The sequence below is a fragment of the Mesonia ostreae genome (assembly GCF_031845265.1).
In the GTDB taxonomy this organism is placed as follows: domain Bacteria; phylum Bacteroidota; class Bacteroidia; order Flavobacteriales; family Flavobacteriaceae; genus Mesonia; species Mesonia ostreae.
Map to the genome: position 1 here is coordinate 184,189 of NZ_JAVRBG010000004.1, position 20,092 is coordinate 204,280.

The window sequence follows — 20,092 nt, forward strand, 5'->3', positions numbered from 1 at the left end:
ATTAGGAATTCGCTATATTTACCGCATGATTTTAGTTAGCGGAGCCACAGGTTTGGTAGGAAGTCACCTTCTTGTCCAACTTTTAGAATTAGACCAGCCCATTAGGGCGATGTATAGGAAAGAACAAAAAATAGCTTACACTAAAAAGCTGCTGTTTTCTTGTTACCCAAAGCTTACTTCTGCTCAATGGAATCGTATTGAATGGGTAGAAACACATTTAGAAAATATACCTCAACTTTCTGATGTATTTCAGGGGGTACAACAAGTGTATCATTGCGCAGGTTATATTTCCTACAATCCTTCTGATAGTGAATATAAAAAACTACGGAAGATAAATATTGAAGGCACCGCAAATATGGTGAATCTAGCGCTGAGTAATTCCGTAAAGAAATTTTGCTACGTGAGTTCTATTGCCACTCTAGGAAGTGAACTGAAGCAGAAAGCAATCAATGAAGAATCGCCGCGTAATCATGAAAATAAATTTGACAATTACTCCATCACCAAGTTTGGAGGAGAAATGGAAGTTTGGCGAGCCTCTCAAGAAGGATTAAATGTCGTTATCGTAAACCCAGGTGTCATCCTAGGAGCTGGATTTTGGGAAAGTGGCAGCGGTTTGCTTTTTAGTAAAGTAAATAAGGGGTTGCGTTATTATATTCCGCTTATCACAGGCTTTGTAGATGTGAGAGATGTGGCAAAAGCCATGATTTTATTAATGAATTCTTCCGTAAAGCAAGAACGTTTTATTTTGGTAGCAGAAAGTATATCTTTTAAAGAGGTACTACAACACATTGCCAATGAAATTGGAGTTACTCCTCCTAAAAAGAGGCTTCAACCTTGGATGGTAAAAATAGGTTGGATTTTTCAATGGTTAGGAAGAATATTTTTTGGAACACATCAAGAAATAACTAAGCTTTCTATAAAAGCAGCTTTTAACACCACTATTTATAGTTCGGCTAAAATTAAAAAATCATTAGATTTTAAATTTAACTCTATTGAAAAGACTATAGCCAGAGTTGGTAAAAGCTACGCAGAAAAGGATATTTAAAGACTATCTGCCTCCCTTTTTCCTTTAATTTTGGAATCCTGCATGGCTTTACTTCTTTCTTCATAAAGACTATCAATGATCTTTTTTTCTGCTTCCAGCTTGGTAATTACGCGTTCGTAAATTCTTGTATTTGTTGCAAAGTCTTCTGCATAGTAATTACTACTTTCGGCCAGTTGCATGCTGTCTACTTGATATTTTTCAAAAATTAAATCTTTAGCTTTTACCTTTCTGAGCTCGTAATAGTTTTTATTTTTACTAATGACTGCATCCATTTTTTGAAGGTCAACCAATAAATTAACCATTTTATCTTCTGGAATAAGATTTTTAGGTTTAAGCGCTTTATTTACATCTTGACAAGCTGTAAATAGTACAAGTGAAAGTAAAAGTATTTTAATTTTCATTACCTCTCAAACATTAAACGTTCCCCATTCTTTACGTCTAAAACTTTAAAGTTTTTATACACCAATTTTCCATTCACAAAGGTATGCGTGATTCTAGATTTGAAGGTAGTTTTTTCAAACGGTGACCAACCGCATTTATATAGAATATTATCATTTTGAACGGTCCAGGGCGCGTTTGGATCTACCAAAACAAGATCTGCTTTATAGCCTTCTCTAATGTAACCTCTTTTCTCTATCTGAAATAAAATTGCAGGGTTATGACACATCTTCTCCACAATCTTAGGAAGACTTATTTGGTCTTTATGGTAAAACTCTAACATTGCCGGTAAAGCGTGTTGCACTAAAGGCCCACCACTTGGTGCTTTTGTATAGACTTGATCCTTTTCTTCTTTGGTATGCGGTGCGTGATCTGTCGCGATCACATCTAATTTATTATCCAATAATGCTTTGAATAAAGCTTTTTGATCTTTCTCTGTTTTTACTGCAGGATTCCATTTAATTCGGGTTCCTTTCTTCTCGTAATCTGTATCATTAAACCAAAGGTGGTGGATACAAACCTCTGCCGTTATCTTTTTGTCTTTTAGAGCCTTTTTTCCGTCAAAGAGACTCAACTCTTTTGCTGTACTAACGTGAAAGACATGCAATCTAGCTCCTGTTTTTTTAGCTAATTTTACAGCTTTTGAAGAAGATAAGTAACAAGCTTCTGCGCTTCTTATCTTGGGATGATACACCATTGGTATATCGTCTCCGAATTCTTCTTTGTGTTTTGCCAAATTGTCTTTTATGGTCTGTTCATCTTCACAATGTACGGCAATGAGAACAGGAGAATTTTTAAAAATCTCTTCTAACACTTTTTCATCATCAACCAACATGTTTCCCGTAGAAGAACCTAGAAATAATTTTAGCGCCGGAGTATTTTTTGGGTTAATCTTTTTTATTTCCTCTAGATTGTCATTGGTGCCGCCAAACATAAAGGAATAGTTGGCCACAGAGTTTTCTTTTGCTATAGCAAATTTTTCTTCTAATAAATCTATGGTGACTGTTTGCGGATTGGTATTAGGCATTTCTATAAAAGAGGTAATTCCTCCCGCAACTGCAGCTCTAGACCCGAATGAGATATCTTCTTTATAAGTAAGTCCTGGCTCTCTAAAATGAACTTGATCGTCTATAATGCCAGGCAATAAAAACTGGCCTTCGGCATCTATAACTTTTACATCGTGAGATTTTACACTTATAATGTCTGCCACTTCTTTAATAAGATCATCTTCGATGTAAACTTCGCCATCTTTGACAACACCTTCATTAACTAGCTTCGCATTTTTAATCAATATCTTTCTCATACTTCTTTTCCAAATAGACTTTTAAACTTCATTTTAATCACTCCAAAAACAGCTTCAGAAATAATATTGCTGTTTAATTTTGATTCTCCTCGTGTTCTATCCGTAAAGATAACGGGGACTTCTACAATAGCAAACTTTAATAAGTAGGCTTTGAATTTCATTTCAATCTGAAAGGCATATCCCACAAATTGAATTGAATTAAGGTTGATTTTCTCTAATACTTCTCTTCGATAACACACAAAGCCTGCCGTAGTATCCTGAATAGGCATTCTCGTGATCGCTTTTACATATTTTGATGCCATATAAGACATCAATACTCTTTTCATTGGCCAATTTACCACATTCACTCCCGTAACATACCTAGACCCAATTGCAACATCTGCCTTGTCTTTTATACACGCATCGTACAAACGTATGAGATCTTTTGGGTTATGAGAAAAATCGGCATCCATTTCAAAAATAAAATCATAATCTCTCTCTAGAGCCCATTTAAAACCGTGAATATATGCGGTTCCTAAACCAGATTTAGTTTTTCTTATTTCTAAAAAAAGTTTACCCTCAAATTCTTCTTTTAACGAAGAAACCAAATTAGCAGTACCGTCTGGAGAATTATCATCTACCACCAAAATATGAAATTCGTGTTTTTGAGAAAACACATCGCGAACAATACGCTCTATATTTTCAATTTCATTATAGGTAGGTATAATTATGAGCCGTTGTGGCATTCTTTTTTTTGACAAATGTAACTATTTTTAAGCTCAAATTTTTAGCAAATACTAGCTATTTAATTTTTAACTTTGTCCAAAATTCTATGGGTTGGAAGTGATTGTTAGAAATATAGAGCAGAACAATTGGATTACATTAATCTTCCTCTTTATTTTGATTCTCATTTTGATTGGCAATCAATTATTCCCTGAAAAATTCGCAGAGTTTAAAAAGATATTCTTTTCTGGAAAGTATTTTACTTCACACCAAAAAAAACCTTCAGTATTTAATCTTTTTAGCTTTATACTCTATTTAGCCCATGGATTTATACTTTCGCTTGCTCTATTTATACTTTTCAAAGCGAAGTCGGTCTTCTTGGTGGAATATGATTTCACTTTCTATCTTCAGATTTTTATTGTTTTAAATACCCTTATCGGAATAAAATACCTCTTTGAAAAAATTATAGCCTCCATTTTTTCTATGGATAAAGTGATAGATAACTATATTTTTCATAAAATTACGTATAAAAATTTATTGGCTTTTTATCTGTTTCCAATATTGCTAATCCTTACCTATACTTGGAAACCTACTACGAATATTCTTGTTTTACTCACAATATTATATCTTGTATTCAATCTTTTTGTGTTATTGAAATACTACGCCAAACATCAAAAGTTTATTTATAAGTTTTCGTTTTACTTTATTTTGTACCTTTGCGCCCTTGAAATAGCACCGTATATTATTTTATATAAAGTAATTACATAATTGCTAGAGCTCACACTAAAATTTGCATGTATATGAAAGTGAAAACAATTTTAATTTCTCAGCCCGAGCCCAAGGTTGAAAATTCTCCCTATTCTGAACTTGAAGAAAAATTAAAAGTAAAGATTGATTTCATACCTTTTATTCACGTGGAAGGAGTTTCTTCTAAAAATGTAAGACAGCAAAAAATAGACCTTAGTCAATATACTGCAATTATTCTTACCAGTAGAAACGCAGTAGATCACTTTTTTAGAATTGCTGAAGAAATGCGCTATAAAGTGCCAGATTCTTTAAAGTATTTTTGTCAAAGTGAAGCTGTCGCCTACTATCTACAAAAATATGTAGTGTATAGAAAAAGGAAAATATATGTGGGAAAAAGAACTTTTGCTGAGTTAACTCCTACCATAAAAAAATATAAGACAGAGAAATTTTTGCTTCCTTCTTCTGATATGTTAAAACCAGAAATTCCTAAGCAATTAAATAAATTAGGCGTTGATTGGACAAAAGGCGTGTTTTATAGAACCGTAGTAAGTGACTTATCTCACTTAGAAAAAGTTTTTTATGACATTGTTGTCTTCTTTAGCCCTAGCGGAATAAAATCACTGTTTGAAAATTTTCCAGATTTTCAGCAGAAGGATACCCGTATTGCCGTTTTTGGAAATTCTACTATTAAAGCCGCAAAAGAACACGGATTGGTAGCGAATATTAAAGCGCCAACCCCAGAAACTCCATCGATGACTATGGCAATAGAAAAATACATTAAAGGAACAATCAAAAAGTAGGTTTACTCTGCTTTAAACTAAAAACAAGCCTCTTCATTTTAAAATGAAGAGGCTTGTTTTTTGGATATAAAAAAATCCGGTTAAAGTTTTAACCGGATTTTTATTCGTTTAAAAAGATAACCTAAACCAAAGGTCCTCCTTTTAAAATATCTTCACTAGCATTATCTTCAAACTTCTTAAAGTTGTTTTTGAAAAACAAAGCCAATTCTTTCGCCTTTACATCATAAGCTTCTTTGTCTTCCCAAGTTTCTCTTGGATCAAGAACCTCATTAGGAACGTTAAGACATTCTTTAGGCATCTCTAAACCAAATATAGGATGAGTATGGTATTCTACCTTATCTAGCTCTCCTTCTAAAGCAGAAGAAATCATTTCTCTTGTGTACTTTAATTTCATTCTAGAGCCAATTCCGTAAGGACCACCAGTCCAACCTGTATTCACTAACCATACATTCACCTCTGCGTCTTGCATTTTTTTACTTAGCATTTCTGCATAGCGTGTAGGGTGAAGTGGCATAAATGGCGCTCCAAAACAAGCTGAAAAACTTGGCACTGGCTCTGTAATACCAGCTTCGGTTCCTGCCACCTTTGCGGTGTAACCACTAATAAAGTGATACGCAGCTTGGCCAGGAGTTAATTTGCTAATTGGAGGCAATACTCCAAAAGCATCTGCTGTTAGAAAGAAAATATTCTTCGGGTTTTCTCCTACAGACGGCTGCTGAATATTATTAATATGGTAAATAGGATAACTTACCCTTGTATTTTGTGTAATAGAAGTATCATCAAAATCTACTTCATTTTTATCGTTGAGGATCACGTTCTCCAAAATAGCTCCTGGCTTAATCGCGTTGAAGATATCTGGTTCATTTTCCTGAGAAAGATTAATCACTTTTGCGTAACAACCTCCTTCAAAGTTAAATACTTTGTTGTCTTTAGTCCAACCGTGTTCATCATCTCCAATTAACTTACGTTCTGGATCTGCAGATAGAGTTGTTTTTCCCGTTCCTGATAATCCGAAAAAGATAGCTGTATCTCCATCATCTCCCACATTTGCAGAACAGTGCATAGAAAGTGTATTCTTATTTACTGGCAAAATGAAGTTTAACGCAGAAAAAATTCCTTTCTTGATTTCACCCGTATACCCAGTCCCTCCAATAAGTGCGATTTTCTTTGTAAAATTTAAAATAGCAAAATTATGCTGTCTCGTACCATCCACTTCTGGATCTGCCATAAATTCTGGTGCATTGATCACTGTCCACTCAGGAGAAAAATCCTTCAATTCTTCTTCCGTAGGTCTTAAAAACATATTGTGAGCAAACATATTACTCCAAGGAAACTCGGTAATCACACGAATGTTCAATTTATAGCCCTCTTCCGCGCAAGCGTAAGAATCTCGTACATATAGTTCTTTTCCAGAAAGATATTTAGTTACTTTATCATAAAGTCGATCAAATTTTTCTGGATCGAAAGGGATATTCACATCGCCCCACCATATTTCATCCTTAGTAACTTCATCTTTTACAATAAAACGATCCTTAGGGGATCTTCCCGTAAATTCTCCTGTATTGATAGCTAGTGCCCCAGAATCTACTTGAACGCCTTGTTCTTTTTCTATTGTAATGTTGTGAAGCTCATCTGAAGATAGTTGATAATGAGCTTGTGCATCTTGTATTCCGTAGTTTTCTAATGAAAACGCTTTCGTGGTTTTATTATTTTCCACCATAAAAATGAGTTGTTGTGTTCTTTAGGACAAAAATATAAATAATACCAAACAAATACGGGATTAAGATGATTTATTATTTCTTTTTCATTTTCAACACATTAAAAAGCAACACTAACCAACTAGAAATTAAAAAGACACCTCCTAGCGGAGTCAACAAAGCAATACTTTTAAAGTCAAAACTAGACAACTCGTTTGTGGCCAATCCGTAAATAGAGCCCGAAAATAAAATCATTCCCACTAAAAGCATGTAAAACAAGAGGTTCTTACTTTTTTCGCTTAGCGCGGAAATGCTTCCGCAGAGAATTGCCAGTAAGGCGTGATAAAATTGATAGCGAACCCCTGTCTCAAAGGTATTTAGCTGACCTAAGGTTAGAACTTTCTCTAAACCGTGACTTGCAAAAGCACCTAAGATCACCGCCAAAAAGCCACTTAAACTTCCTAAAATTAACAACTTTCTATGCATAATATTTTTTTTAACCCAGATTAAATTAATTACTTTGAAGAATAACTGCAAATTTAAATAACTAATTTAAGATGCGAAACATATTAATTATTGGAGCGGGGAAATCTACCTCGTCTCTCATTAAATACTTAAAAGAAAAATCAACTTCAGAAAAACTCTTCCTTACCATTGGAGATTTGTCTTTAGAAAACGCCCAAAAGTTTGCTGGAGACCACCAAAACACCAAAGCGATTACGCTAGATGTGTTTAAACAAGAAGAACGCCAAGCGGCAGTTAAAAATGCTGATATTGTCATTTCTATGCTTCCAGCAAGATTTCATATTGAAGTAGCTAAAGATTGTGTAACGTTTGGAAAAAACATGGTAACAGCTTCTTACGTAAGCAAAGAAATGGAAGCTTTAAATGATGCCGTAAAAGAAAAAGGCCTCGTATTTATGAACGAGATTGGGGTAGACCCAGGAATTGATCATATGAGTGCGATGCAGGTGATTGACAAAATTAGAGATAATGGAGGTAAATTATTGCTTTTTGAATCTTTCACAGGTGGTTTGGTAGCTCCAGAAAGCGACACCAACCTATGGAACTATAAATTTACCTGGAACCCAAGAAACGTGGTAGTAGCTGGCCAAGGAGGCGCAGCAGAATTTATGCAAGAAGGACAATTTAAATACATTCCTTACCACCGGCTTTTTAGAAGAACCGAATTTTTAGAAGTAGAAGGTTACGGTAAATTTGAAGGACTTGCCAATAGAAATTCATTGGCTTACCAAAGTGTCTACGGTCTAGATAATATTCAAACTTTATATCGCGGTACTTTACGAAGAGTAGGCTTTAGTAAAGCTTGGAATATGTTTGTTCAATTAGGATTAACTGATGACACGTACAGCATGGAAAACTCAGAAAATATGAGCTATCGTGAGTTTGTCAATTCATTTTTGCCTTATTCTCCAACCGATTCTGTAGAGCTTAAAATGCGTTATTCTCTAAAAATAGATCAGGATGATTTGATGTGGGAAAAACTCTTAGAACTTGATATTTTTAACAACGAAAAGAAAATCGGGATTAAAGGAGCAACACCTGCACAGGCTTTACAAAAAATATTAGAAGAGAAGTGGACGCTAGCGCCAAACGATAAAGATATGATTGTAATGTATCACAAATTTGGATATGAGCTTAACGGAGAGCGAAAGCAAGTAGACTCCACTATGGTTCATATTGGAGAAGACCAAACCTATACAGCAATGGCAAAAACTGTAGGTTTACCTGTAGCAATTGCGACCGTAAAAATCTTAAATAAAGAAATTACTACTCCAGGAGTTTTAAGGCCTATTAGCAAAGAAGTATATGAACCTATTTTGGCAGAATTAGCCGAAAACGGCATCAAATTCACCGAAAAGGATGTGAAATTCTTAGGCTACAATGAAGACAATATTGTGGGTTAAACCACTTATTCTTAGTTAAAAAGTGTAATTTTAATGAATCTAAATCTTATGTTTCAAAAAATTGCACTTTTTGTTTTTTTACTCCTTAGTTCTTTAAGCTTTTCTCAACAATTTACTTTTATAAGTAGAGGGTGGGATCTACAAAAAGTAACCGTTGATGGGGTAGATTATATGGCTACTCCTTTAGAATCAGAGGCTTTTAATATATATAATTCTCATGGCACTAGTCCTACTTATACTAGTTTTATAAGCACTTTAGATCCTGAAATTTTCTTGAAAGCTAAGATTATTTTTACGGGTAACGATACGTTTTTCTTCTTCTCTTTAGGCTACTGGAATCAAAATAGGCCTCAAGTACATGCTTCGAAATCTTCTGATTTAACTTCAGAATATCCCGTTAAATTTTATTATGATTATTATAATAACAACTCCTCCTATCCTACTTTTTCCTATTCCGTCACTCATATAAGCGGAAACGATTACCAGTTAATTATTGAAAAAGAAAACGGAGATCAAGCCCATTATATCAGCCAGTCGCTTGCTATAAATTCATTTACAAAAAATAATTTTTCCTTATTTCCTAATCCTGTTCACCATAGTTTTCAAGTAAAAGCTGATGCCAACATTACTGCTATTACTTTATTCGATGTAAATGGAAAAGAAGTGAAAAAATTCAATTCTGCGCAACAAAATTATTGAGTAGAAAATTTACCTAACGGAATTTATTTCGCTAAGATTTATACTTTTGAAGGCAGCTTCACTCAAAAACTTATTAAAAAGTAAACTTCATGAAGTATGAAAGTAAATTTTAATCTATCCTCACTTTTCAGCAAAAAAATTAAATCTGAGTATAGTGGAACTTTAGAAATAAAGTGGCTTAAGGGCAAAAAAGTACTAAATACTAAAAACGCAAATTATTCGTATGGCCCTCTTCATGAAATTTTAAGAATAGGATTAGAAAAAACCTATCCCAATAGAGCAGGAAAAATTTTGGTGTTAGGGCTTGGCGGAGGTAGTATTTTAGAATTGCTTCGGAAGAATTTTAGTTTCACCGGAAACATCACGGCCGTAGAGATAGATTCTAAAATTATTGAAATCGCAAAAAAGGAGTTTAAGATTCAGCAATATGAACCTTTGCAAGTGGTTTGCCAAAATGCAGTTGACTTTGTAAAAACAGATACACATTCCTATGAAACACTTATTGTAGATTTATTTATCAATACTCAAATCCCTAAACCTTTCCTAGAAGTTGATTTTTGGCAACAAACAACGAAATTACTTCAACCCGATGCGGTTATCATTTTTAATGCGGGTATTAAAAACGCTCATCAAGCAGCAGTCGACTTATTGATAGAGCAAATAGCACCGCTTATTTCATTTAAAAAATTAGAGGCTGTTAATGGCGTCAATACCTTATTATTGGGAAAGAGAATGGTTGAAAACAAAAAACCCCGCTAGTTGCGGGGTTGGAGTGTGGAGAATATCGGAGTCGAACCGATGACCTTTTGGCTGCCAGCCAAACGCTCTAGCCAGCTGAGCTAATCCCCCAAATCGGAAAGCAAAAGTAAACAATTATCCAAAATCTTGCGCCATTTTCGTCAAATCTTTTGAAGTCGTTGAAATCACCTGTAAAGTATCGCCATACTTCAATTCTGTCTCTCCAGAAGGAACAAAATAATGAGCTTCTCTTATGACCATCACTATAAGACTGTCTTTTGGTAAGTCTAATTCATATATTTTTTTCCCAATCACTCTACTGTTCGTAGAGAGATAGATTTCTGCACTCTCGGTTTTAGAATCTTCAGAAAACTCAAAGGCTCTTGCTTTCTTCAACGTTTTTACATCATCATCTTGAACTCCTAACCATTGTGCCATCTTGTTAATCGTAGTTCCTTGCACTAAAATGGAAACCAGTGTAATTAAGAATACGATATTAAAAATCAAATCGGCGTTTTCTAAACCCATTACCATGGGGAAGGTGGCAAAAACAATAGGAACTGCACCTCGTAATCCTACCCAAGAAATAAAGAGTTTACTTTTTATATTCACCTTGAAGAAAGCCAAACTTATAAAAACACTTAAGGGACGCGCTACAAATATTAAAAATAGAGCAATCGCCAAACCTATAGGCAAGATTTCTATTACGCGAGATGGGAAGACCAATAAGCCCAAAGTTAGGAACAAAATAATTTGCATCAACCAAGCAAAACCATCAAAAAACTGACGCAAAGCATACTTTTTCACCAATTTACTATTGGCTAAAATTACCGAAGAAACATACACCGCCAAAAATCCATTTCCGTGAATCACTTCCGTAAAGGAATAAATAATAAAACTTAAGGCTAAACCTAAAACAGGGTATAAACCTTCAAAATCTAAGGCGATATTATTAATAAGCCATTTGCTTCCTTTTCCTAAAAAATATCCAGAAACTCCTCCAATAGCAAGCTGTAAAACCAAATCTAAAACTGAGGAGGTTAAAGAAAATTCTTGCGCTACGACCATCCCTGTAAACAAGGTGGTAAGAAAGTAAGCCATCGGGTCGTTACTTCCACTTTCTAATTCTAACATGGGGCGAATCCCATATTTTAAATTGATATTATTAGACCTTAAAATAGAGAAAACTGCCGCAGCATCAGTAGAAGAAACAATTGCACCTAATAAAAAGGCTTCAATGAGTGTAAAGTCTAACAGATAATACGTAAAGCCTCCCACGGCGCCAGCGGTGATAAAAACACCTAATGTAGATAATAAAAGTCCCTTCACGGCTACGGGCTGCACAGCTTTCCAGCGCGTATCTAAACCACCAGAAAAGAGAATCACGTTAAGTGCTATAATCCCTATAAATTGAGCCAGAGTAGGACTATTAAATTCGATTCCCAATATTCCTTCAGAGCCCGCCAACATTCCCACCGTAAGAAATAACACCAAGGTAGGCACTCCAAATTTATAGGAAGTTTTACCCGCCAGAATACTCATAAGAAGCAATAACGATCCTATAAGAATAATCAAATGTGACTCCATTAATTATTTTTTATAAATTGCATTGTTTCATGAGTCACTTGCCTTAAGCTTTCGTTCATTTTATCAGATTCCCAAGGATGCTTCGTGTCAAAAACGTGGTTGCTCCCTTCCAATAAAAAGAGTTTACTTTTAGGGTTCCACTCCTTAATTTGCTTCGCCTCATCGACTTTTACAGAAGTATCTCCCTTGCCGTGAATGATAAGTTGCGGAATTTTTAAATGCTTCACCGCTTGAGCAATGTCTAAGCGTTCTCTATGCTCTAAAAAATCTTCATAAAACTGAATATCATGCGGCATTTGCTGCTTAGTTCTTCCGTTTTCAACATAATAAACTTTATCTTTTTTCCATTGGGCTAATTTTTCTCCAGACGGAAAACGAGAAGCAAAATCACTTACGCCTGCCCAAGTAGTCACACTTGTAATTTTAGGTTCTTCATTTGCTTTTAGCATTACAATTCCGCCCCCTCTACTATGGCCTATTAAATGCACTTTTTGCACATTAGCGTTTACAGAAAATTCTTTGGTGGTTGCTATCCAATCAATCACCGTTTGCAAATCATTTAATTGCTTGGTGTAATTATCTTGTCCAAAAGCTTCTAGGTTAGGAAAATCTATGGGCTCTTCTGCTGTTCCTCCATTATGAGAGAAGTTAAATTTAATAAAGAAGAAGTCGTTTTCAGCAAAGTTTTCGGCTACCAAATCCCAAGCACCCCAATCTTTAAAACCTTTGTAGCCGTGGCAAAAAATGACGATCGGCTTCAAGCTTTGATTGGGTTTAAAAAACACATCGGTGACAATAGGTAATCCATTGCTTCCCGTTAGGGTAAAATTCTTTTCTCGTATCATACTTCTTTTTCTTTAAATGGAATATCAGGATTTAAAATCTCGATGATTAAATCATTTAGAACCTCATCAAATTTAAACATCGTTTCGGCGGTAATCAAGGTTTCTTTTCCTTCTTTTAAAGGCAAAAACCCCGATTTTAAATTCTTAAACGAAATGATTCCGCCTTGAGCTTTATCATAATCTTCTTCTTTTAAAATCATTTTAGCGTAAGACAAAACTTGAAAAGCTTTGCTATACTTATAGTCGGTACCTAGCAAATCCCAATCTTTTATGGAAACGTCACTTGCCATTACTTTCCCAGTTTTGTAATCTATAATTCTCATCACCCCGTCTATAGAATCTAAGCGATCTACTTTTCCTTTAATGCAAACCGGCACTTCAAGTTGAGGGATGTCTAATGCTATTTTCTCTTGAGCTTCTAAACTGATGATTTTTACCGAATGCTGTTCCAACTCTTTCTTTTGCGACTGTAAAAAATTATATAAATAGCGTTTTGCAACTTCATGAATTAATAAGTTTTTCCCTTTATGAATGGGCGCATTTTTATACACGTTTTTAAACTGCTTCAAGACTTCTTGATCACTTAGTTTAAAAAGCTGATTGATATCTTCTTTACGGATTTCTTTCCCCACATAAGGAAGAAATAAGTGTTCTAGACTATCGTGAATAATCGTTCCCAAAGTATTGGCAGCAACGGTTTCTTCTACTTCTTGCTCTTCTTTAATGCCTAACACATAACGTTTATAAAAATCTAAAGGATTCCGAATATAAGTCGTCAATGCCGAAGGTGAAAAGCCGTATGCAGCCAGTTTTTCCAATTTCTGAATCACTTCTGGCGTCTTGGCAATCTCTATTAATTGTCGAGAGATGGAAGGTACTTTAGGGTTTACAAAAGTAGATGCCAATTCCCTCTCTATTTCTAATTGCGTAACGAACCTACTTCTCTCCCCAGCATTGAGTCCGTCTTGCTCTGTATTGTATAAAATATGAACATTTTGAGCACGTTGTAGCAATCTGTAAAAGTGATAGGTGTACACCGCATCTTTTTCTTTGTAGGTAGGTAAACCATATTCTTTCTTTAGGTCGTAAGGAATAAAAGAATTATTGCTCTTTCCAGCAGGTAAAACCCCTTCGTTAACCGAAGTTAAAATGACATTTTTATAATCAATTACCCGCGTTTCTAACATTCCCATCAACTGCAATCCATCAAACGGAGAACCTGCAAAATCTAAGGATTGCGAGCTTAGACTGTCTCTATAAATTTTATAGAGTACTTTTATGTGGTCTACCGGACTTTGCTCTTGCAATATATTTTTTAACTGAACAAAAAGTTTATTAAAGTGAAATAAATATTCGGTTTCTAGCGCGTAGTCTTTCATCTCCTTGCCTCGCAACATCTGAATGAGTTGAATCATTGCATTTACAAAACTTGGTGTGTCTTTATAAAGCTGAAAACCGAGTTCTAAAAACTTATTGAACTCAGCATTCTTCGTATCTTTCACCGCATCTAAAGCGATAAATACCAAATTGGATTCGATAATTTTCTCCTGAAGTTGCTCACTTTCCGAAGAAAAAATTTGCAGTACAAAAGGATGTTTTAAGACCTCTAACACCCGTTTAAAATAAAGCTGATTTTCTTCTCGCTCTTGTATTTTAAACAGAGTCTCAAACAAAGAAGCCAGCGGAGTATCTCCCAAAGGAAGCCCCATAGTGATGTTTATTTTGTCTACATTCTCTGGCAAAGAGTTTAATAAAACAGGCAATAAGCCTTCGTCATTAAGCACAACTGCCGTTTGACTAATTTCTTCTGGTGGTAAATTTTTTAGAATCTGTGCTATATATTTAGCCTGACCCACATTTTTGGGAATTCCTATGAGTTCAATTTGTTTAGGCTGATCGTAATTTTTGGGGAAATCTTGCAGCGGATTCTCTTTAAAATACTCCCAATTTTTTACATAGTTTCTAATAAATAAAGAAGCTTCATGATTAGGGTTGTGGTAAAATGCTTGGTCTATATCCCAAAAAATCTCTCCGCGTTCTTCCTTTAACACCTGCTGAATAAGTTGTTGCTCGGCATTATTTAAGGCATTAAACCCAATAAATATATAGTTTTGGTTGGTTTCGTTTAAGTAACCTACAATTTTTTCTGAAGCTTCACGGTACATTAAGCCTTGGTAAGCTTTACCTTCTTTTAAGATTTGATGAATAAAATTTTTATAGAGTTGCGGTAACTGCTTCCAAAACCATAAGTAGTTTTTAACCAAATCGGTCTGATTTTCTCCTTTAGACCAATGGTTGATATCTTGTATTCTAGAGAGGTAGCTAAAAAAATGATCGGCGTCAATGAGGTAACGATCTATTTCATTAAAATCATAGATTAAAGTTTGTGCCCAAGCGTAAAAGCTATCAAAAGATTCTTGATGTTGTTTATCTATGGTCTTTTTATAGGTTTGGTACAGCTCAAAAATACTGCTCGTATTATCTAACGGAATAAGACCTGTAATCTGTGCTATAAAATCTTCAGTACTCAATACCTCTGGCATAAAAATGCTGGTATGTACCTTGGCTTTAATTACATGTTTTAAAAAATTACCCGCTCTTTTACTCGGTAAAATAAAGGTGGTTTTACTAAAATCAAAAGAGGGGTTGGAAAGTAAATGATCTAGGGTTTCTTCTATAAAAGTCTTCATGTTCTAAAAATAGAAAAACGCCTCTAAGTAGAAGCGTTTTCAGTTATAATTTCTTAAAAATTTTATTTTTCTATAATCCGTTCTAAATTCATCTAATGTCTAGCATCTAAAAGCGCCTGCCCGAAAGAATTCATCCTGACGGCGCACGATTAATACGGGCGAGAAGCGTTCTAGCATTTTACTTAATCTCTACCTAAATAAATACTAATAAAGTAAAGCAAAGTGGCTAAAGAACCAATCGCTGCGACAACATAAGTTCTTGCGGCCCATTTTAAAGCGTCTTTAGAACCTTCATATTCTTGCGGAGTTACAATATTTTCGGCTTTTAGCCAAGCTAGAGCTCTATTACTTGCATCATATTCTACGGGTAAAGTAACAAAACTAAATAAGGTTCCTAATCCAAACATAATGATTCCTACCAATAATACCGTTTGGCCTACGCCCACAGAAACCATTCCCATCAAAATAAGACCTCCAAAAATAACCCACTGACTATATTTAGATGCAATACTTACTAATGGCACCAAATTACTTCGCATTTTTAACCAGCTGTATGCTTTTGCGTGTTGTACGGCGTGGCCACATTCGTGTGCTGCAACCGCCGCGGCAGATGCATTTCGTTGTGCATAAACCCCTTCACTTAAATTCACGGTCTTCTTTTGTGGATCGTAATGATCTGTCAACTGACCCGGAGTAGAAATCACTTTTACATCATGAATCCCGTTATCCTCTAACATTTTACGAGCAATCTCGGCGCCGCTCATTCCGTTTTCTAAATGTACTTTAGAATATTTTTTAAATTTAGATTTTAATTTATGTCCCACGTACCAACTTACCAGCATAATTGCACCAATAAGTATATAATATCCCATCATAGCTTTTGTTTTAAGAATTGAAAGCAAAAATAGCACCAAAACTTTTAGCTTCTTGCAAAAACCAAACTTTAACAAGTATTTAAAATTGAAAATTTCTTAGATACTATCTATAGTGCTATCTTGAAACGAACTTAAAATTTAAAAAACTTATGGGATTATTTTCATTTATTAAAGATGCAGGAGCCAAAATATTTGGTGGAAAAACAACGGCCGAAAAGAAAGATGAGGCTATTGCAAAGCTTAAAAACACTGTGAACAGCTTAGATTTAAAAGTAAGCGATTTAAAAATTGACTTAGACGATGATAAAGCGATGGTTTGGGGAGAAGCAGAAGACCAAGCTACTAAAGAAAAAGTGGTTTTGGTGATAGGAAATTCTGAAGGAATTGCCGAAGTAGACGATAAAATGACGGTTAAGCCAATGCCAGAAGAAGAAGATTGTGAACCTGTTAGAGAATCTAGATTTCATACCGTAAAAAGTGGAGATACCTTAAGCAAGGTTGCTAAAGAAGTGTATGGAGATGCGATGAAGTATCCTGTTATTTTTGAAGCTAATAAACCTATGCTTTCTGATCCTGATAAAATTTATCCAGGGCAAGTATTAAGAATTCCTTATTTAGACGAGGTGAATAAAGTAAAATAAATAGCTTTTAATAAAACGGTCTTAGTATTCTTTACTTTGTCACCCTGAATTTATTTCAGGGTCTCATTAATGTTCTACGAATCATTTTATGAGATTCTGAAACAAGTTCAGAATGACAGTTTTGAAAGATATTAAGACCGTTTTTCTATTTCATTTTTTACCCTACAATATTCACAATCTTGCCAGGAACAATAATCACCTTTTTAGGGGTTCTACCGTCCAATTGTTTTTGGGTTCTTGCATCTTCCATCACTGCTTTTTCTATCTCGTCTTTAGACAGATCTAAAGATAGATCTAACGTAAAACGCATTTTTCCGTTAAAGGACACCGGGTAAGTTTTGGTACTTTCTACCAAGAATTTTTCTTCAAACTTAGGATAAGCTGCGGTAGCAATACTTTCTTGATGTCCCATTTTACTCCATAGTTCTTCAGCAATATGCGGTGCATAAGGCGAAACTAAAATTGCAAGAGATTCTAGTATTTCTCTGTTGTTACACTTTTGAGCTGCTAACTCATTTACACAAATCATAAACGTAGATATGGAAGTATTAAAACTAAAGTCTTCAATATCTTCGGTTACTTTTTTGATGGTTTTATGTAGGGATTTCAAACTCTCAGGACTTGCTTTATCATCGCTAACCGAAAGCTCTTCTCCATTATGGTATAACTTCCAAAGTTTTTTTAAGAAATTATGTACGCCAGTAATTCCTGCCGTATTCCAAGGTTTAGCCTGTTCTAACGGACCTAAAAACATCTCGTACATACGTAAAGTATCTGCGCCATATTCATTACAAATATCATCAGGATTCACTACGTTATATTTGGATTTCGACATTTTTTCGACTTCTCGACCTACAATGTATTTTCCGTTCTCTTCTGTGATAAACTCAGCGTCATTAAACTCTTCTCGCCAATTTTTAAAAGCTTCGATATCGAGTTCATTGGAAGTGTTGACCAAAGAAACATCTGCATGAATTTTCTGAACACTTATTGAAATACCTTTTAAAAGTTTTTCTGATGATAGAAATTTATTTAATAAAATTTCTTCTATTAAAGGAAAATTTGAACTAATTTCTAATTGTCCTGTACCAAAATTTGCATCAGGGTAGAGTCTAGTTTTACATAAATTCTTACTCGCAAAAATTTTAAAATTGTACTTGTTTACAAACTCCTCAATAGATTCTATCTCAACCTTATTGAATTCCACCTCATCTAATATATTAGCTGTGGACTCTACAACATTAACAAACCTTACTCTATAAACAAAAGCACTCTCCCCCAAAATCATTCCTTGGTTGATGAGCTTTTTGAAAGGCTCTTCTACAGGCACGAGATTACGGTCTTTTAAGAATTTGGTCCAAAAACGGGCGTACAATAAATGCCCTGTGGCATGTTCGCTTCCTCCAATATATAAATCTACATTCTGCCAGTATTGCATCGCTTCCGCGGAAGCGAAAACCTCATCCCGCTTTTCATTCTCCATATACCTGAAGAAATACCAGGAACTTCCTGCCCATCCTGGCATCGTATTTAACTCTAGAGAAAATACAGTTTTATCATCTATTAATTCATTGCTTACCACTTCATTTTTCTGCGTGTCCCAAGCCCAAACATCGGCTCGACCTAATGGCGGTTCGCCTTCTTGGGTAGGCAAGTACTTTTCCACTTCGGGTAAACGAATAGGCAAATGTTGGGCTTGAATCATTTTTGGCATTCCGTTTTTGTAGTACACCGGGAATGGTTCTCCCCAATAACGCTGGCGGCTAAACACCGCATCACGTAATCTATAATTGGTTTTTCCTTTTCCTTGCCCTAATTTTTCTAATTCGTAAATTGCAGTTTTTAATGCTTTTTTATAGGTTAGACCATTTAGAAAATCTGAATTATCAATTACAGTCCCGTCTTTACCGGCGTGTGCTTCTTCAGAAATATCTACGTCTTTAAAAATATTTTTGATAGGAATATTAAAATGTTTTGCAAAGTCATAATCCCGTTGATCACCACAAGGTACCGCCATAACAGCTCCTGTACCATAACCTGCCAATACATAATCTCCAATCCAAATAGGAACAGCCTCTTTGGTAAACGGATGCTCTGCATAAGCGCCTGTAAACACTCCCGAGATGGTTTTTACATCGGCCATACGCTCGCGCTCGCTACGCTTTGCTGTCGCTTGTACATAATCTTCTACGGCTTCCTTTTGTTCTGGTGTGGTTATTTTTGCTACCAAGTCATGCTCTGGCGCCAAGGTCATAAAAGTAACTCCAAAAATGGTATCGGGTCTTGTCGTAAACACATCAATTTTGAATTCTGAATTTTGAATTTTAAATTGGGCCTGAGCCCCAACAGATTTTCCAATCCAGTTGCGTTGAGTTTCTTTAAGACTTTCGGTCCAATCTAAATCTTCCAAACCATGTAGTAAACGTTCTGCATAGGCAGAAATACGCATACTCCACTGTTTCATTTTCTTTCTCACTACAGCATGTCCACCACGTTCTGATACGCCGTTTACAATCTCATCATTTGCCAATACCGTTCCTAAATCTGGACACCAGTTGACTTCGGTTTCGGCTAAATAGGTAAGTCTGTATTGTAATAAAATTTCTTGTTGTTCCTTTTCTGTAAAGTTTTGCCACGCTTCCGCGGAAAAATTTGCAACTCCTTCATCACAAACCGCGTTTACTTTCGTATTCCCGTCTTGATTAAAAAGCTCGATTAAATCAGAAATAGGTCGGGCTTTATCACTTTCTTTATCATACCAACTTTCAAAAAGCTGAATAAAAATCCATTGCGTCCATTTATAATAATTAGGATCGCTGGTTCTTACTTCCCGACTCCAATCAAAAGAAAAACCAATTTTATCTAATTGCTTGCGGTAGCCTTCAATCTTATCTCCAGCTTTATCTACGCCCCCTTCAATATTTACTTGGGTAGTATCTGCGGGATGTTGGCCGGTTTGTATCGCATATTGCTCTGCTGGTAAACCAAAAGAATCATAGCCTTGCGGATGCAGCACATTAAAGCCTTGATGCCGCTTAAATCTTGCTACAATATCACTTGCAATATAACCTAAGGGATGACCCACGTGCAAGCCTGCGCCCGATGGATAAGGAAACATGTCTAACCCGTAAAATTTGGGTTTCTCCCTGTCATTAGAAGCTTTAAAGGTTTGGTTTTCTTCCCAGTACTTTTGCCATTTGGCTTCGATATCGTTAAAATTGTAGCTCATCTTTTATATTTACCGTCGTTGCGATTACTCAAATTGAAGTCGCAAAAGTACCATTAATGTACGAAAGTGAAAAGTTTGAACGTTTTAAAGAAAGGAGTTTGAATTACTTTCTTATTTTTACAAAAAAA

16 protein-coding genes, 1 tRNA gene and 1 pseudogene are annotated in these 20,092 nt (G+C 35.3%); 7 read left to right on the top strand and 11 right to left on the bottom strand.

Going from position 1 to position 20,092, the window contains the following annotated elements; all coding sequences use genetic code 11:
• Positions 1-25 precede the first annotated feature (25 nt).
• Positions 26-1,045 carry an NAD-dependent epimerase/dehydratase family protein gene (locus tag RLT85_RS05720; protein WP_311401075.1) on the top strand — a complete coding sequence of 340 codons (1,020 nt, stop codon included), beginning with the start codon at positions 26-28 and terminating at the stop codon, positions 1,043-1,045.
• On the opposite strand, the gene RLT85_RS05725 is transcribed toward RLT85_RS05720, so the two are convergent.
• Genes RLT85_RS05725 through RLT85_RS05735 form a run of 3 tightly spaced genes read right to left on the bottom strand, consistent with a single transcriptional unit; the run spans position 1,042 to position 3,511 of the window.
• A complete protein-coding gene (locus tag RLT85_RS05725) occupies positions 1,042-1,446 on the bottom strand; it encodes a DUF4296 domain-containing protein (protein WP_311401076.1) in 405 nt (134 codons plus the stop codon). The genes RLT85_RS05720 and RLT85_RS05725 overlap by 4 nt on opposite strands.
• Positions 1,446-2,786 (bottom strand): dihydroorotase, encoded by a 1,341-nt coding sequence (locus RLT85_RS05730; RefSeq protein ID WP_311401077.1) that lies wholly within the window; start codon positions 2,784-2,786, stop codon positions 1,446-1,448. The genes RLT85_RS05725 and RLT85_RS05730 overlap by 1 nt, the downstream gene beginning before the upstream one ends.
• The gene (locus RLT85_RS05735; protein WP_311401155.1) at positions 2,783-3,511 is read right to left on the bottom strand and encodes a polyprenol monophosphomannose synthase; all 729 of its coding nucleotides are present in this window, start codon (positions 3,509-3,511) and stop codon (positions 2,783-2,785) included. Before RLT85_RS05735 ends, RLT85_RS05730 begins: the two co-directional genes overlap by 4 nt.
• A gap of 97 nt (positions 3,512-3,608) precedes the next feature.
• Here RLT85_RS05735 and RLT85_RS15065 point away from each other — a divergent pair, with 97 nt between their 5' ends.
• Positions 3,609-4,256: a DUF4271 domain-containing protein gene (locus RLT85_RS15065; RefSeq protein WP_375712336.1), complete on the top strand. Its 648-nt coding sequence runs from the start codon at positions 3,609-3,611 to the stop codon at positions 4,254-4,256.
• Between the two features lie 32 nt (positions 4,257-4,288).
• Positions 4,289-5,035 carry a uroporphyrinogen-III synthase gene (locus RLT85_RS05740; protein ID WP_311401078.1) on the top strand — a complete coding sequence of 249 codons (747 nt, stop codon included), beginning with the start codon at positions 4,289-4,291 and terminating at the stop codon, positions 5,033-5,035.
• 121 nt (positions 5,036-5,156) lie between these two features.
• On the opposite strand, the gene pckA is transcribed toward RLT85_RS05740, so the two are convergent.
• Both pckA and RLT85_RS05750 read right to left on the bottom strand, forming a co-directional pair.
• Positions 5,157-6,755 carry a phosphoenolpyruvate carboxykinase (ATP) gene (gene pckA / locus RLT85_RS05745; protein WP_311401079.1) on the bottom strand — a complete coding sequence of 533 codons (1,599 nt, stop codon included), beginning with the start codon at positions 6,753-6,755 and terminating at the stop codon, positions 5,157-5,159.
• A gap of 73 nt (positions 6,756-6,828) precedes the next feature.
• Positions 6,829-7,218 (bottom strand): DUF423 domain-containing protein, encoded by a 390-nt coding sequence (locus RLT85_RS05750; RefSeq protein WP_311401080.1) that lies wholly within the window; start codon positions 7,216-7,218, stop codon positions 6,829-6,831.
• A 71-nt stretch (positions 7,219-7,289) separates the two neighbouring features.
• Between RLT85_RS05750 and RLT85_RS05755 the strand changes: the two genes are divergently transcribed.
• From RLT85_RS05755 to RLT85_RS05765, 3 genes and pseudogenes are all read left to right on the top strand, one after another.
• Positions 7,290-8,660, top strand: coding sequence for a saccharopine dehydrogenase family protein (locus RLT85_RS05755; RefSeq protein ID WP_311401081.1), 1,371 nt, complete (start codon positions 7,290-7,292; stop codon positions 8,658-8,660).
• A gap of 171 nt (positions 8,661-8,831) precedes the next feature.
• Positions 8,832-9,443, top strand: a pseudogene (locus RLT85_RS05760) (T9SS type A sorting domain-containing protein).
• Positions 9,444-9,455: 12 nt separating this feature from the next.
• Complete coding sequence (locus tag RLT85_RS05765; RefSeq protein WP_311401083.1) at positions 9,456-10,118, top strand: spermidine synthase; 663 nt, start codon at positions 9,456-9,458, stop codon at positions 10,116-10,118.
• 16 nt (positions 10,119-10,134) lie between these two features.
• Here the strand turns inward: RLT85_RS05765 and RLT85_RS05770 are convergent.
• From RLT85_RS05770 to RLT85_RS05790, 5 genes are all read right to left on the bottom strand, one after another.
• Positions 10,135-10,208 (bottom strand) — tRNA-Ala (locus RLT85_RS05770).
• Between the two features lie 24 nt (positions 10,209-10,232).
• A complete protein-coding gene (locus tag RLT85_RS05775) occupies positions 10,233-11,684 on the bottom strand; it encodes a potassium/proton antiporter (protein WP_311401084.1) in 1,452 nt (483 codons plus the stop codon).
• Complete coding sequence (locus RLT85_RS05780; RefSeq protein WP_311401085.1) at positions 11,684-12,529, bottom strand: alpha/beta hydrolase family protein; 846 nt, start codon at positions 12,527-12,529, stop codon at positions 11,684-11,686. The genes RLT85_RS05775 and RLT85_RS05780 overlap by 1 nt, the downstream gene beginning before the upstream one ends.
• Positions 12,526-15,219 (bottom strand): PD-(D/E)XK nuclease family protein, encoded by a 2,694-nt coding sequence (locus RLT85_RS05785; RefSeq protein ID WP_311401086.1) that lies wholly within the window; start codon positions 15,217-15,219, stop codon positions 12,526-12,528. The genes RLT85_RS05780 and RLT85_RS05785 overlap by 4 nt, the downstream gene beginning before the upstream one ends.
• Before the next feature lie 182 nt (positions 15,220-15,401).
• Entirely contained in the window at positions 15,402-16,094 is a 693-nt protein-coding gene (locus tag RLT85_RS05790) for a zinc metallopeptidase (protein ID WP_311401087.1), read from the bottom strand.
• Between the two features lie 149 nt (positions 16,095-16,243).
• Between RLT85_RS05790 and lysM the strand changes: the two genes are divergently transcribed.
• A complete protein-coding gene (gene lysM / locus RLT85_RS05795) occupies positions 16,244-16,735 on the top strand; it encodes a peptidoglycan-binding protein LysM (protein ID WP_311401088.1) in 492 nt (163 codons plus the stop codon).
• Between the two features lie 157 nt (positions 16,736-16,892).
• Here the strand turns inward: lysM and RLT85_RS05800 are convergent, their stop codons facing one another.
• Entirely contained in the window at positions 16,893-19,964 is a 3,072-nt protein-coding gene (locus tag RLT85_RS05800; RefSeq protein ID WP_311401089.1) for a leucine--tRNA ligase, read from the bottom strand.
• Positions 19,965-20,092 lie beyond the last annotated feature (128 nt).

Coding starts and splice junctions, on each gene's coding strand:
- RLT85_RS05720 (WP_311401075.1), top strand. CDS start 26: ATGATTTTAGTTAGCGGAGCCACAGGTTTGGTAGGAAGTCACCTTCTT.
- RLT85_RS05725 (WP_311401076.1), bottom strand. CDS start 1,446: ATGAAAATTAAAATACTTTTACTTTCACTTGTACTATTTACAGCTTGT.
- RLT85_RS05730 (WP_311401077.1), bottom strand. CDS start 2,786: ATGAGAAAGATATTGATTAAAAATGCGAAGCTAGTTAATGAAGGTGTT.
- RLT85_RS05735 (WP_311401155.1), bottom strand. CDS start 3,511: ATGCCACAACGGCTCATAATTATACCTACCTATAATGAAATTGAAAAT.
- RLT85_RS05740 (WP_311401078.1), top strand. CDS start 4,289: ATGAAAGTGAAAACAATTTTAATTTCTCAGCCCGAGCCCAAGGTTGAA.
- pckA (WP_311401079.1), bottom strand. CDS start 6,755: ATGGTGGAAAATAATAAAACCACGAAAGCGTTTTCATTAGAAAACTAC.
- RLT85_RS05750 (WP_311401080.1), bottom strand. CDS start 7,218: ATGCATAGAAAGTTGTTAATTTTAGGAAGTTTAAGTGGCTTTTTGGCG.
- RLT85_RS05755 (WP_311401081.1), top strand. CDS start 7,290: ATGCGAAACATATTAATTATTGGAGCGGGGAAATCTACCTCGTCTCTC.
- RLT85_RS05765 (WP_311401083.1), top strand. CDS start 9,456: ATGAAAGTAAATTTTAATCTATCCTCACTTTTCAGCAAAAAAATTAAA.
- RLT85_RS05775 (WP_311401084.1), bottom strand. CDS start 11,684: ATGGAGTCACATTTGATTATTCTTATAGGATCGTTATTGCTTCTTATG.
- RLT85_RS05780 (WP_311401085.1), bottom strand. CDS start 12,529: ATGATACGAGAAAAGAATTTTACCCTAACGGGAAGCAATGGATTACCT.
- RLT85_RS05785 (WP_311401086.1), bottom strand. CDS start 15,219: ATGAAGACTTTTATAGAAGAAACCCTAGATCATTTACTTTCCAACCCC.
- RLT85_RS05790 (WP_311401087.1), bottom strand. CDS start 16,094: ATGATGGGATATTATATACTTATTGGTGCAATTATGCTGGTAAGTTGG.
- lysM (WP_311401088.1), top strand. CDS start 16,244: ATGGGATTATTTTCATTTATTAAAGATGCAGGAGCCAAAATATTTGGT.
- RLT85_RS05800 (WP_311401089.1), bottom strand. CDS start 19,964: ATGAGCTACAATTTTAACGATATCGAAGCCAAATGGCAAAAGTACTGG.